Annotated in this window: 12 protein-coding genes; 9 read left to right on the top strand and 3 right to left on the bottom strand. The window is 61.5% G+C overall.

Going from position 1 to position 13,991, the window contains the following annotated elements; genetic code table 11:
* Positions 1-4: 4 nt before the first annotated feature.
* Entirely contained in the window at positions 5-967 is a 963-nt protein-coding gene (locus AC4PS6_RS27830) for a MerR family transcriptional regulator (protein WP_032902534.1), read from the top strand.
* Here the strand turns inward: AC4PS6_RS27830 and AC4PS6_RS27835 are convergent.
* Both AC4PS6_RS27835 and AC4PS6_RS27840 read right to left on the bottom strand, forming a co-directional pair.
* Complete coding sequence (locus AC4PS6_RS27835; RefSeq protein WP_020302026.1) at positions 958-1,563, bottom strand: hypothetical protein; 606 nt, start codon at positions 1,561-1,563, stop codon at positions 958-960. The genes AC4PS6_RS27830 and AC4PS6_RS27835 overlap by 10 nt on opposite strands.
* A 58-nt stretch (positions 1,564-1,621) precedes the next feature.
* The gene (locus tag AC4PS6_RS27840; RefSeq protein ID WP_020302025.1) at positions 1,622-2,089 is read right to left on the bottom strand and encodes a PAS domain-containing protein; all 468 of its coding nucleotides are present in this window, start codon (positions 2,087-2,089) and stop codon (positions 1,622-1,624) included.
* Positions 2,090-2,218: 129 nt separating this feature from the next.
* Between AC4PS6_RS27840 and AC4PS6_RS27845 the strand changes: the two genes are divergently transcribed.
* The 7 genes from AC4PS6_RS27845 (at position 2,219) to AC4PS6_RS27875 (ending at position 11,947) form a co-directional block, all read left to right on the top strand.
* Positions 2,219-2,674, top strand: a complete 456-nt coding sequence (locus tag AC4PS6_RS27845; protein WP_014719876.1) for a flavodoxin — start codon at positions 2,219-2,221, stop codon at positions 2,672-2,674.
* A gap of 175 nt (positions 2,675-2,849) precedes the next feature.
* Positions 2,850-3,632, top strand: coding sequence for a class II aldolase/adducin family protein (locus tag AC4PS6_RS27850; protein ID WP_014719875.1), 783 nt, complete (start codon positions 2,850-2,852; stop codon positions 3,630-3,632).
* The gene (locus AC4PS6_RS27855; protein WP_032902535.1) at positions 3,632-4,534 is read left to right on the top strand and encodes an alpha/beta fold hydrolase; all 903 of its coding nucleotides are present in this window, start codon (positions 3,632-3,634) and stop codon (positions 4,532-4,534) included. Before AC4PS6_RS27850 ends, AC4PS6_RS27855 begins: the two co-directional genes overlap by 1 nt.
* Positions 4,535-4,651: 117 nt before the next feature.
* Positions 4,652-5,563 carry an SDR family oxidoreductase gene (locus tag AC4PS6_RS27860; protein ID WP_073453361.1) on the top strand — a complete coding sequence of 304 codons (912 nt, stop codon included), beginning with the start codon at positions 4,652-4,654 and terminating at the stop codon, positions 5,561-5,563.
* A gap of 481 nt (positions 5,564-6,044) precedes the next feature.
* On the top strand, positions 6,045-7,835 hold the full coding sequence (locus AC4PS6_RS27865) for a DUF1302 domain-containing protein (RefSeq protein WP_014719872.1): 1,791 nt from the start codon (positions 6,045-6,047) through the stop codon (positions 7,833-7,835).
* A gap of 27 nt (positions 7,836-7,862) precedes the next feature.
* Entirely contained in the window at positions 7,863-9,221 is a 1,359-nt protein-coding gene (locus AC4PS6_RS27870; RefSeq protein WP_336827158.1) for a DUF1329 domain-containing protein, read from the top strand.
* Positions 9,222-9,451: 230 nt separating this feature from the next.
* A complete protein-coding gene (locus AC4PS6_RS27875; protein ID WP_032902539.1) occupies positions 9,452-11,947 on the top strand; it encodes a helix-turn-helix transcriptional regulator in 2,496 nt (831 codons plus the stop codon).
* Here AC4PS6_RS27875 and AC4PS6_RS27880 read toward each other — a convergent pair.
* On the bottom strand, positions 11,944-12,819 hold the full coding sequence (locus AC4PS6_RS27880) for a helix-turn-helix domain-containing protein (protein WP_020302019.1): 876 nt from the start codon (positions 12,817-12,819) through the stop codon (positions 11,944-11,946). The genes AC4PS6_RS27875 and AC4PS6_RS27880 overlap by 4 nt on opposite strands.
* Before the next feature lie 136 nt (positions 12,820-12,955).
* Here AC4PS6_RS27880 and AC4PS6_RS27885 point away from each other — a divergent pair, with 136 nt between their 5' ends.
* On the top strand, positions 12,956-13,858 hold the full coding sequence (locus tag AC4PS6_RS27885; protein ID WP_020302018.1) for a DMT family transporter: 903 nt from the start codon (positions 12,956-12,958) through the stop codon (positions 13,856-13,858).
* Positions 13,859-13,991 lie beyond the last annotated feature (133 nt).

The raw sequence follows: 13,991 nt of genomic DNA on the forward strand, positions 1-13,991 counted from the left end.
GCTGATGCCCGAAATCACTGCGCCTCTTCGCGAAACGACAGCCGACAGCCACTCTGACTGCGAGGGGCTGTTTCCGATTCGTGAAGTGGCAAGACTCACAGGTGTAAACCCGGTGACCTTGCGGGCGTGGGAGCGTCGCTACGGTTTGATCCAGCCTTTACGCACCGAAAGTGGGCACAGGCTGTACTCAAGCACCGATATCGACACCGTGCACCGCATCCTCGACTGGATCGAACGTGGCGTGGCGGTGAGCAAAGTCGGCAAGCTTTTGGCGCGCGACCCACAGCCCAACGAACCGGCTACCGCGTCACGCAGCGATACCGAACTGGAGTGGCGCCAATGGCAGGCGCAATTGCGGCAGGCCATCAGTGCCTTTGATGATCGTGAGCTCGACCGGTTGTACGGCCAGATCTTCAGCGTCTATTCGACGGCCGTGGTGTTCCAGGACATTCTGGTCCCGCTGTGGCAGCAGTTGTTACGTCACCAAGGCCGCTTTGGCCAAGCCAGCGAGTGGCTGTTCTTCGATAATTTCCTGCGCTCGCGTGTCGCACGGTGCCTGCAAATGGCCTGTGCCTCGCCAGCGCCCAGGGTATTGCTGTCAGCCATTGCCGGAGAGTGCCGTGAGCTGGAGTTGCTGGTGGCGGGCTTGTTGATGTCGAGCGAGAAACTGGCGGTCAAGGTCCTGGGCGTTGGCCAGCCACTGGATGAGTTGACGCTGATCTGTGAGCGCACTCGGCCGCAAGCCCTGGTGCTGTTTTCCAACCATGCCCCTGGCGCAGAGCTGGCGTCGCGGCTCAATCGCCTGGCCTTCACCCTCGACTGCCCGTTGCTGCTGGCTGGAGAGGCGTCAGAGCTGGCAGAACACAGCCTGGAGGGGGCATCGATTGGTTGTCTGGGCAATGACGGGCGCTTGATGCCGCGCCGCTTGCAGCAACTGCTCAGCGGCCATCTGGAGTCTCAGGCATGAACGTGAGGATGAACCAGGCGATGCTGGTGCAGGATGAACTGGCGTAACCGTTCGATCTCATCGGCATCGCTCTGGCTGAGGCGATAAGCGAACAGGCCGCGGGCGGTTTCCCGCTCCAGCGTACCGCGCAGGGCGATGCGTTCGTAGCCGGAAGGGCTGAACCACAGGGAAAACGTCTTTGGCGGTTTGACCCGGCCACGCACTTCTACCAGCACCCCTTTGAATGACACTTCGTGCACCCACAGCGCGCTGGAGTAGCCCTTGATGTTTTCCAGCGCCACCGGCGTTTCAAGCGCCAGGCGCCACGGGCGGATCATCGGCCCATCTTCAAAAATGCTCGGTACGCCCAGGCGCAAATGCACGGCATGAAACTCATCTTCCACCAGGTGCAACGGGAAGGTGAGTTGCTGGTTGTCGAACTGCGCCTGGATGGTGACCTGGTCGTGAGCCGCTAGCCGCGTGAGCAAATCGCGAATCTGTGCGCCGCCATTAACCGTCAGGCTCGACCATGCATCCCGCAGGTTGAGCTGCGGGTTGTGCTGCATGTCCTGGATAAAATCCAGCTCGTCCTGCGTCAATAGCGTGTCGCGTTGCATTGATCTGGCTCAAGGCTGAGGCATTAAAAAGCCATTATCGCTCTAAAGACCGCGTTTTTTACAGTTTGTTAAATCCACTCGTCGCCTTGAGTGCCGCGAGCTCACTTTTGAGCTCGGCTAACTGGGCTTCCAGCTGGGCGACGCGCTGTTGGGCTTTGACTTGAGTGGTGACGTCTTTTTGCACGCCGACGAAATACGTTTGCTTGTCGACCTCGTTGTACACGGTCGAAAGCGATAGCTCGTTCCAGAAAGGCGTGCCGTCTTTGCGAAAGTTGCGCAGGATCTCCCGGCAGGCGCCGCCGCTGTCGAGCGCGTCACGGATGGCGATCAAGGCCGGTTGGTCGCGGTCGCCCGACTGCAGGAAGCGGCAGTCCTGATACAGGATCTCGTCGAGGGTATAGCCGGTCAGCCGTTCGAAGGCCGGGTTGACGTAGATCAGCGGTTTGTCGTTGCCTTCGCGCTCGGCAACAACGATTCCGTCGTTGGACGCATTGACGACCATTTGCAACAGTTTGGCGTTAATCATAGAGCGGTCCATGGCCTGGTTTTGACCTTGCCAGTTTATGGCAAGTCTGGAATGTTGCACGGTGCGCACTGAAATATTGGCACGGGCTGCTAATATCCCACGCTTTCACTCAACCACAGGATCAGATTGATGAAAGTCGCCATCCTCTCCGGCTCGGTCTACGGTACGGCTGAAGAAGTCGCTCGCCACGCGGAAGAAATCCTCAAGGACGCAGGTTTCAACGCCTGGCACAACGCACGTGCCACGCTGGCAGACGTGCAGGCCTTTGCTCCCGATGCATTCCTGGCAGTGACCTCGACCACCGGCATGGGCGAGTTGCCCGACAATCTGCAGCCTCTGTACTCAACCATCCGCGACCAACTGCCCGCCGCCTGGCGCGGCCTGCCGGGAGCGGTCATCGGCCTGGGCGACGCCAGCTATGGCGATACTTTCTGTGGCGGCGGTGAACAAATGCGCGAATTGTTCGCCGAACTGGGCATCCGCGAAGTGCAGCCGATGCTGCGCCTGGACGCCAGCGAAAGCGTCACCCCGGAAGCTGACGCCGAGCCTTGGCTGGCCGATTTGATCACCGCGCTGCGCGGTTGAGCCCCAGGGAGCGCCGTTATTGACGGCGCTTGTTTGACACGTATTTGTACTATTCTCTTGACTGACTCGCTCAGTCATCAAGCTGGCTGCCAAGGAAACTCCTTGCGCCTCGGCGTCTGACTAGACTGGCTCTCACTTTAGACACCATAAGAAGTGCGCCAAGGAGGTCATTGCCATGAGCCTAGCCCCTGCTCCATCGCCACAAAACGTCAAAGCCCAGGTCAGCGCCGCCGAATGGCAAACCCGCGTGGACCTCGCGGCCTGCTATCGCCTGGTGGCCATGCACGGTTGGGATGACCTGATCTTCACGCATATTTCGGCCAAGGTGCCGGGCACTGAAGATTTCCTGATCAACCCCTATGGGCTGATGTTCCACGAGATCACCGCGTCGAGCCTGGTCAAGGTTGACCAGGCCGGCAATAAGCAAATGGAGAGCCCCTACGAGATCAACCCTGCGGGCTACACCATCCACAGCGCCATCCACGAAGTGCGCCACGACGTGACCTGCGTGCTGCACACTCACACTGCTGCGGGCGTAGCGGTGTGTGCGCAAAAGCAGGGTGTATTGCCCATCAGCCAGCAATCGCTGTTTGTACTGTCCAGCCTGGGCTATCACGCCTATGAGGGCGTGGCGCTCAATCACGAGGAAAAGGCCCGCCTGCAAGCGGATTTGGGCCAGAACAATTTCCTGATGCTGCATAACCACGGCCTGCTGACCTGCGCCGGCACCATCGCCGATACCTTCCTGATGATGTTCACCTTCCAGCGCGCCTGCGAGATCCAGGTGCTGGCCCAGAGCGGCGGCACCGAGTTGATCGCCATCGAGCCGCAGATTCTCGCCGGTGCCAAGGCGATGGTGGCAGCTGTCACAAAAAGCGCCCAAGGTATGGGTGGTGCGCTGGCCTGGCCGGCGCTGCTACGCAAATTGGACCACCAGGACCCCGGGTATAAAAGCTGATGCCACTCGCCGAGATACCGCTCAGAGCCTGGCGCAAGCGCGGCCAGGACTTCGTCTTTCGTGGCCACACCGTGCGGTATTGGATGGCCGGGCAGGGCGAGCCGTTGCTGCTGATTCATGGTTTCCCCACGGCCAGTTGGGACTGGCACTACCTGTGGCAACCCCTGGCCCAGCGCAATCTGGTGATTGCCTGCGACATGCTCGGCTTTGGCGACTCGGCCAAACCCTTGGACCACGACTATTGCCTGTTGGAACAGGCCGATCTGCAACAGGCGCTGCTTGAGCACCTGCGCGTAGAGCAGCCGGTGCATGTGTTGGCTCATGACTACGGCGACAGTGTCGCCCAGGAATTATTGGCTCGGCATTACGAGGGCCGGTTCCCGATGGCGAGTTGTGTATTTCTCAACGGCGGGCTGTTTCCGGAAACCCATCGGCCGGCGCTGGTGCAAAAGCTGCTGCTCAGCCCGTTGGGCTGGATGATCGGTCGGGCCTTTGGGCGCAATGCCTTGGCCAGCAGTTTCAACCAGATCTTCGGCCCCCAGACGCGGCCCAGTGAAAGCGTGCTGGATGATTTCTGGAGTTTGATCAGTTGCAACGACGGCCCGCGTATCCTGCACAAACTCATCGCCTACATCCCCCAGCGCCGTCGTCTGCGCGAGCGCTGGCTCACGGCCATGCAGCGAGGTGAAGTGCCGCTGCGGGTGATCGACGGCGAAGTAGACCCGATTTCCGGGGCTCATATGGTCGAGCGCTATCGCCAACTGGTGCCCGCGCCCGACACGATAAGGCTGGCCAATATCGGCCACTACCCGCAGATCGAGGCGCCGGTCCAGGTGCTCAAGCATTACCAGGCGTTTCGTGAGCGCATCAGCCAGCCTTCACCGCGCGCGGCCTATTCCTGATTCCGCGCATCATCCCGCTGCCTTATCAAGCACCATTCAGCCCCGGCCGTCTTTATTGTGACCAGAGGCTGCGTGCGTGACACTCTGCCTATCCCATTGTCGCCAGCGGAGTTCGGTATGAGTGAGTCAGTGCAGTTCCAGGATAAGGTCGTGATCGTCACCGGCGCCGGTGGTGGCTTGGGCCAGGCCCATGCGCTGCTGTTCGCCAAGCACGGGGCCAAAGTGCTGGTCAACGACCTCGGTGGCTCAACCCAAGGCGAGGGCGCCAACGCCTCGGCGGCCGACCGGGTGGTGGCGCAGATCCGCGCGGCAGGCGGTATTGCCGAGGCCAACCATGACTCCGTCACCGACGGCGACAAGATCGTACAGAACGCCCTGGATGTTTTCGGCCGGGTCGACGTGGTGGTCAACAACGCCGGCATCCTGCGCGACAAGACCTTTCACAAAATGGACGACAACGACTGGGACCTGGTTTACCGGGTGCATGTCGAAGGCGCCTACAAAGTCACCCGCGCCGCCTGGCCGCATTTGCGCGAGCAGGGTTATGGCCGGGTGATCTTCACGGCGTCGACGTCAGGCATTTACGGCAACTTCGGCCAGTCCAACTACGGCATGGCCAAGTTGGGCCTGTATGGCTTGACCCGTACCCTGGCGCTGGAAGGGCGCAAGAACAACATTCTGGTCAACGCGATTGCCCCCACCGGTGGCACACGCATGACCGAAGGGCTGATCCCGCCGCAGGTGTTCGAGCGCCTCAAGCCGGAACTGGTCAGCCCGCTGGTGGTGTACCTGGGCAGTGACGCCTGTGAAGAAACCGCAGGCTTGTTTGAAGTGGGTGGCGGCTGGATCGGCAAGACCCGTTGGGAGCGCAGCCTGGGTGTGGGTTTTGATCCCGAGGCCGGTTTTTCGCCGCAGGATGTGGCCGCGCACTGGCAGCAGATCTGCGATTTCGAAGGGGCTGCGCACCCCAAGGACAATATCGAGGCACTGAAGGAAATGATGGCCAACTTGCAGAAGTTCAGCCTCTGATCATTGCCGGTAAATCAATGAATCCCACGGGGCGTCGATGACGCCCCGTTTTATTGCAGGCATAAAAAAGGCCGCTGCATAGGCAGCGGCCGAAGTAAGACGTTGGATCAAGGAGCGACAAATCAACGTCAGTGAACACCGGGAACAGACTGATTACGGGATCAATCCGTTATAAATCAGCTTTTCTCCCCAATGCGGGAGCGGGCTGTTTGCCCTGAAAGCCAGGCAAGAATAGTCGGTTGTAACAAAATGAGTAATAGCGAATCAGGACAAGGACTATTACCAGATCGGCAATAATTACAGGGCGCCATCGATCCTTCTGATAACCCTTCATCCATCGCATGCATGTCATCAAGCCAACGCCCGGCCAGAGAACCCCGTCATCCTTTCGAGCGACAACACGAATACCTCCTTGGTGCGCTTATCGCTCCTCAAGGGCGGCAGTAGGGTGGGGCCTTCTGTCACTCACCGGGGAAGACGCATGACAAAAACAATAATGCGCGCCATCTTCACGCCACAGGCGCTGGCCACTGCGGTTGCGCTGGGCTGCTGTGCCCAGGCGCAGGCTGTTTCGTTCAACATCGGCGAGATCGAAGGGCAATTCGACTCCTCGCTATCGGTCGGCGCCAGTTGGGGCATGCGCGATGCCGACAAAAGCCTGGTCGGCACGGTCAATGGCGGGACGGGCCAGGCGTCCACCGGGGATGACGGGCGCCTCAACTTCAAGAAGGGCGAGACCTTCTCCAAGATCTTCAAGGGACTGCACGACCTTGAGTTGAAGTACGGCGACACCGGGGTATTCGTGCGTGGCAAGTATTGGTACGACTTCGAGCTCAAGGACGAAGACCGCGAGTTCAAGCCCATCAGCGACCACAACCGCAAGGAAGGCGCCAAGTCCAGCGGTGCGCAGATCCTCGATGCCTTCGTCTACCACAACTACTCCCTGGGCGACCTGCCCGGCACCGTGCGCGCCGGCAAGCAGGTGGTCAGTTGGGGCGAAAGTACCTTCATCGGTAACTCCATCAACAGCATCAACCCGATCGACGTGTCGGCGTTTCGCAGGCCCGGTGCCGAGATCAAGGAAGGCTTGATCCCGGTGAACATGCTGTTTGCCTCCCAGAGCCTGACCAATCAACTGACAGTGGAAGGTTTCTACCAACTGGAATGGGACCAGACGGTGCTCGACAACTGCGGCACCTTTTTCGGCGGGGACGTAGCGGCGGATGGCTGCACCAATAACTACACCGTGGGCAGCCCGGCGATCCGACCGCTGCAACCGGTGGCCGCTGCCTTTGGTCAAGGGTTTGGCGTGACCAATGAAGGCGTGATCGTGCGGCGTGCCGGTGACCGCGATGCGCGTGACTCCGGCCAGTTCGGCGCGGCCCTGCGTTGGCTGGGTGATGACACTGAGTACGGCCTGTACTTTATGAACTACCACAGCCGCACACCGACCGTCGGCACCCTGACCGCCAATACCAACCTGGCCACCATCGGGCGCATCATCAACACCGCCAACGCCCTGGCACCCGGTTCCGGGGGCGGTTTGGCGCAAAGCACCATGCTTGGCCGCGGCCAGTACTACCTGGATTACCCGGAAGACATCCGCCTGTTCGGCGCCAGTTTCTCCACCACCTTGCCCACGGGCACGGCGTGGACCGGCGAAATCAGCTATCGGCCCAATGCGCCGGTGCAGCTCAACACCACTGACCTGACCCTGGCCCTGGTCAACCCCATTGCGGGCCAACTCGCCTCACCCATCCGCAGCAATTTCGGCGATGACAACAAAGGCTATCGCCGCAAGGAAATCACCCAGATCCAGAGCACCATGACCCAGTTCTTCGACCAGGTACTGGGCGCCGAGCGCCTGACCCTGGTGGGCGAAGCGGCGGTGGTGCACGTCGCCGGCCTGGAAGACAAAACCAAACTGCGTTACGGCCGAGACTCGGTGTACGGCGCCTACGGTTTTCAAGGTGACACCGACGGTTTTGTCACCTCCACCTCGTGGGGCTACCGGGCGCGGGCGATCCTTGACTACAACAACGCCATTGCCGGTGTGAACCTCAAGCCCAACCTGTCCTGGTCCCACGACGTGGCGGGCTACGGCCCCAACGGCCTGTTCAACAAAGGCGCCAAGGCCATCAGCGTCGGCGTGGATGCGGACTATCGCAGCACCTACACCGCAAGCCTGAGCTACACCGACTTTTTTGGCGGTGACTACAACACCCTGACCGACCGCGACTTCCTCGCCCTCAGCTTCGGCGTGAACTTCTGATCTGGCTTAAAAGAAGGACAAGACCCTATGCGTAAGATGATTGCAATGTTGGCCCTGAGCGTATTGGCCGCCAACGTAATGGCGGCGGTATCGCCCGAAGAAGCAGCCAAGCTCGGCACTTCCCTGACCCCGGTCGGCGCGGAAAAAGCCGGCAACGCCGATGGCTCGATTCCGGCCTGGACCGGCGGCATCCCCAAGAATGCAGGCGCGGTGGACAGCAAGGGGTTTCTCGCCGACCCCTTCGCCAGTGAAAAACCACTGTTCGTGATCACCGCTGCCACGGTGGACAAGTACAAGGACAAGCTCTCCGACGGCCAGGTGGCGATGTTCAAGCGCTACCCCGAGACCTACAAGATTCCGGTGTACACCAGCCACCGCACGGTCAACTTGCCGGCGGACATTTACGAGTCGATCAAGCGCAGCGCCGTGAATGTGAAGGCGATCAACGATGGCAACGGCCTGGAGAATTTTACCGGCAACCGTTACTACGCGTTCCCTATCCCGAAGAATGGCGTGGAGGTGCTGTGGAACCACATCACCCGTTACCACGGCGGCAACCTGCGGCGCATCATCACTCAGGCCACGCCCCAGACCAATGGCAGCTACACGCCGATCCGTTTCGAAGAAGAAGTAGCGGTGCCGCAAGCCATTCCGGATATCGACCCGGCCAAGGCCGCCAACGTGCTCAGCTATTTCAAGCAATCGGTCACCGCCCCGGCGCGGCTGGCGGGCAACGTACTGCTGGTGCATGAAACCCTCGACCAGGTGAAGGAACCGCGCCTGGCCTGGATCTACAACGCCGGCCAGCGCCGGGTGCGGCGCGCGCCGCAGGTGTCCTACGACGGCCCAGGCACCGCCTCCGACGGCCTGCGCACCACCGACAACTTCGACATGTTCTCCGGCGCGCCCGACCGTTATGACTGGAAACTGGTGGGCAAGAAGGAGATGTACATTCCCTACAACAGCTACAAGCTCGATTCGCCAAGCCTCAAGTACGACGACATCATCAGGGCCGGGCATATCAACCAGGACCTGACCCGTTATGAACTGCACCGCGTGTGGGAAGTGGTCGGCACCGTCAAGCCCAGCGAGCGGCACATCTATGCCAAACGCCATATGTTCATCGACGAAGACAGCTGGCAAGTCGCCCTGGTGGACCACTACGACGGCCGCGGCCAACTGTGGCGCGTTGCCGAAGGCCATTCGCAGTTCTACTACGACCACCAGGTGCCGGCCTACACCGTGGAAACCCTGTACGACCTGATTGCCGGACGCTACATCGCGCTGGGCATGAAGAACGAGGAGAAGAGCAGCTTCGTGTTCGGTTTCGCAGCCAAGGCGGCGGACTACACCCCGGCCGCACTGAGGTCGGCGGGCGTTCGCTGATTCCACACTGAAATGAGGTTGAAAATGTGGGAGCTGGCTTGCCTGCGATAGCGGTGGGCCAGGCCGCTCATCGATTGCTGTTGCACCGCCATCGCAGGCAAGCCAGCTCCCACACTGAAGGACGTATACCTTGGTTTTTATGGTCTTCAATCAACCCGCTGAATACTTCTTCAACAACCGCCAACCACAGGTCTAGGGTGACGCAACAATAAAAACAGCAGGATGCAGCAATGACCGCCATGACCCGCTGCCTGGACCGTTCTGGATTTATGCCACGGCTGTCCGCCCACCATGTGTTGCGTGCGCGGCTGACTGTGCCGCTGCTGACGGCGCAGGCGCGGGTAAGGTTGCTGTGCGCGCCGGGTGGCAGTGGCAAGAGCGCGTTGCTCGCCGAGTGTGCGTTGCAGGCGCCGAAGGGGTGCCGGGTGGTGTGGATGCCACTCAACGGTGCCGCGCTCAGCCCCTTGGAATTCTGCGCACGGCTGGCGCAGCAGCTTGGCTTGCCGTTTGTGGATGAAGCCACGTTATTGCTCGACTTGGGCCGTTGGTCACACACCACGTGGTTGTTTCTGGATGATTTCTGTCGCTCACCTGCGCCTGAGCTGGATGCGCTGCTGGACCGTTTGCTCGCCGCTGGCAGCCCGCAGTTGACCTGGTGGCTGGGCGCGCGACGGCGCCCGTTGTGCAATTGGCCACGCCTGTTGCTCGACGATGAGTTGCTGGAGTGCAGCGAGTTGTTTTTCAGCGCCGAGGAAGTCGAGCAACTGCTCGCCCCGGGGCATACCGTCGACAGCCTGATGCAGTTCAGCGCCGGTTGGTGCGCCGGTGTGCGTATCGCCTTGTTGGGCGACGGCCACCCCGACAAAACCCTGCTCGATTACCTGCAGCATGAGCTGTTCAACACCTTGTCGGCGCCATTGGCTGAGGCCTGGCGGGTGTTGGCCCATCTGCCGCGTTTCAACCTGAACCTGTGTGAGTACTTGTTCGGTGGTGGTGACGGCGCTGAGCATTTGCGCGAATTGCAGGCACTGGGTGCGTTTATCCAGCCCTGGGAAGACACCAGCGACTGGCTCCACGTTTTCCCACCGTTGGCGCGACTGCTGCGCGATGAGCCCTGGCCGGCCAAACGCTCCTGGCACCGACGCGCGTGCCAATGGTTCAGCGCCGAGGGTGACTGGCAGGCCGCGTTCGAGCAGGCGTTGCTGGCGCAGGAATACGAAGTGGCGGTGAGCCTGTTGCAGTATTTCAGTTTTGAGGATCTGTTTCGCCAGCAAAATGCCCTGCTGCTGTTGCGCCTGCATGAACAGCATGGCGATGAGTTGATGTTGGGTTCGGCGCAGTTGGTGGGGCTGCTTACGGCCGCGTTGTTGTTTGCCGGGCGCTTCGAACAGGCCGCCTTGTGCATCGACCAACTGGCCCGGTTCGCCCCGCAACCGACGGCCGCCGCGCAGCGCTACCTGCTGGCGCGTTGGCAGGCGCAGTGGGGGTGGTTGCTGCATTTGAGCGGTGATGCCGAGCGCTCCCGTGAGCACTTTCTCGAAGCCCTGCAAGCGCTGCCTGACAGCGCCTGGACATCACGGCTGATGTGCCTGTCGGGCCTGACCCAGCAAGCCTTGCTGCGCGGTGAGTTGGAGGCCGCCCAACGCTTGAACCGTGAAGCGCTATGCCTGGCCCGGGCCCACGGTTCGCTGGTATTGGAGGCCCTGCTGGAGTTGGATCACGCCCAGTTGTTGGAACAGCGTGGCGCGCCGTACCGGGCACAAAGCCTGTTGGAAACGGTGCAAGCGATGTTGGCCGGGCAACGGCTCACCGCCGGGCCGTTGGTGGGGCGTATTGTCCTGCGATGTGGGCATCTGGCCTTGCGTCAGGGCCAAGACACCCTGGCCGCCGAGTGTTTCGAGACCGGCTTGAGCATGTGCCTGCAAAGCCAGGACAAGCGCGTGCTATATGGCTATCTCGGCCTGGCGCTGCTGGCGGCCAACCGTGGCGACTACGCCCAGGCGTTCATTCAATTGCGCGACGCCGAGCGCCTGATGCAGCAGCGCCATGTCCCGGAGACGGTGTATCGCGCGGTGTTGTTGTTGGTCAGCGGACACCTGTGGCTACAACAGGGCCGGGCTGAATTGACGGTACAAGCGGTGCGCCGGGTGTTGCGCCATTTCCGTGGGCCCAGTGCCAAGCAGGCACCGCCGGCGACCCTGGAACTGATCCCGCGTCTGGAGTATTTGCTGGTGCTGGCCGAGGTCAGGCTGGGCTGTGCCGAGCAACCTATCGCACGGCTCAATGCCTTGCTCGAAACCTCCCGGCAGCGCGGCATGCTGTGTCTGGAAACCGAACTGCACCTGGTGTTGGGTGAGGTGACCTGGCAACTCGGTGACCCGGCGTTGGCCCGTCGTGCATTGCAGGCCGGGCTGGCGCTGGCGGCTCGTTGCCAGGTACAGCAGGCGATTCGCGAACTGCGCTTGCGTGCACCCGGGCTATTGAGTGAGCTGGGCCTGGAGCCTCAGGTCACGCCTGCCGGTGCGACGCAAAACCCTCTGAGCCAGCGCGAACTCGAAGTGTTGCAGTTGATCGCCCTGGGCAACTCCAATCTGGAAATCGCCGACCGCCTGTATATCTCCTTGCACACCGTCAAGACCCATGCACGGCGCATCCACAGCAAACTCGGGGTGGAGCGCCGCACTCAGGCGGTGGCCAAGGCCAAGACGCTGGGCTTGATGGCCTAGGCGCGCAGTGCCTGGCGATATTCACCCGGGGTGGCGCCCATGGCTTGGCGAAAGCGTTGGTTGAAATGGCTGGCGCTGGAAAAACCGCACCTCAAGGCGACCTCACCCAAGGGCAACGAGCTGTTGCGCAGCAAAGTTTGCGCGCGTGCCAGGCGGCGTGCCAGCAGGTATTGATGGGGCGGCACGCCGAAGCTCTGACGGAACATCCGGGCGAAATGGTATTCCGACAGCGCGCACATCGACGCCAACTGGCCGAGGCTGATGGGATCTTCAACATGGTGGTCGATGTACTCCACCAAACGCCGCCGTTGGTGCGCCGCCAACCCGCCTTTGAGGCGCAGGCCGTCGCGCACGCCGACCTGGTTGAGCAGGGTGTGGCTGAGCAGTTCATGGGCCAGGCTGCTGGTCAGCAGGCGCTCGCCGGGTTCGAGCCAGTTGAGGCTAATCAACTGGTGAAAGCGTCGGGCCTGACGGGCGTCCTCAAGGAAGGTCGTCTCACGCAACTGCAACTCCCGCGGCTCGCGGTCCAGCAAGGTGACGCAGCCGAGGGCAAATTGCTCCGGGCTGAAATACACATGGGCCAGGCGTATCTCGCCATTGATCACCCACGCCGACTGGTGCTCGGCCGGCAGTATGCACAATTTGTCGGGGCCGCCCTTGGTGCCTGGCCGGTCACGGCGAAAGGTGCCCGTGCCGCCGCCGATATAACAGGACAAGGTGTGATGGCTGGGCGCCTGGTAGTCCTGGGCATCGTGGTGGTTGCTCCACACGGCCGCAGACAAACCGTCACCGAGCTCGGCGCAGGCTTCCAAGCGTGCGTGAGGCGAGCGGTTGAGGGATTGAAAGACGTGCAGCGATTCCAGCTCTGGCATGGTGTGTTCTCCGACGTCTTGCATCCTACTCCCGGCGGCGGGCGCTGTGAGCCCATCGCCCGACAAAAGCGCAAGAATGTGCAAGAACCTCAGGGTGGTTGAAGGCAACACTGTGGCTCAAACGACGGAGCCTGCTATGAACCTCTTCCTGTATTTACTCACGGTGCTGATTTGGGGCACCACCTGGATTGCGCTCAAGTGGCAGCTGGGCGTGGTGGCGATTCCCGTGTCGATTGTCTATCGCTTCGGCCTGGCGGCGCTGGTGCTGTTTGCGCTGTTGCTGCTCAGCCGCAAGTTGCAGGTGATGAACCGGCGCGGGCACCTGATCTGCCTGGCCCAAGGGCTGTGCCTGTTCTGCGTCAACTTCATGTGCTTTCTCACTGCCAGCCAGTGGATCCCCAGTGGCCTGGTGGCCGTGGTGTTCTCCACGGCGACCTTGTGGAACGCGCTCAATGCCCGGGTGTTTTTCGGCCAGCGGGTGGCGCGTAACGTGTTGATGGGCGGGGCGCTTGGGTTGCTGGGGCTGGGCTTTTTATTCTGGCCGGAGCTGGTTGGGCATACCGCTAGCCCGCAAACCCTGTTGGGCCTGGGCTTGGCCCTGCTGGGCACCCTGTGCTTCTCGGCGGGCAACCTGTTGTCCAGCCTGCAACAGAAGGCTGGGCTCAAGCCGTTGACCACCAATGCCTGGGGCATGGCCTATGGGGCGGCGATGCTGGCGACCTATTGCGCGGTGCGTGGCATTCCCTTCGAGATGGACTGGAGTGCGCGGTATATCGGTGCGCTGTGGTACCTGGTGATCCCGGGTTCGGTGATTGGTTTTACCGCTTACCTCACCCTGGTGGGCCGCATGGGCCCGGAGAAGGCGGCGTATTGCACGGTGCTGTTTCCGGTGGTGGCGCTGAATGTGTCGGCCGTGGCCGAGGGCTACCAGTGGACGGCGCCGGCGTTGATGGGGCTGGTGCTGGTGATGCTGGGGAATGTGCTGGTGTTTCGTAAACCCCGGTCCATCTTGGCGGGCCTCAAGGCTAGCCAAGCCTGAATGTGGGAGCCGGCTTGCCGATAGAAGCAGCACCTGCCACGAATCCCCTGAGGGAGCGGGCTTGCCCGCGAAGGCGGTGTGCCAGTCAATGTATCTTTAACTGACCCACCGCTTTCGCAGGCAAGCCAGCTCC

Source organism: Pseudomonas sp. DW-iso17 (assembly GCF_058725345.1).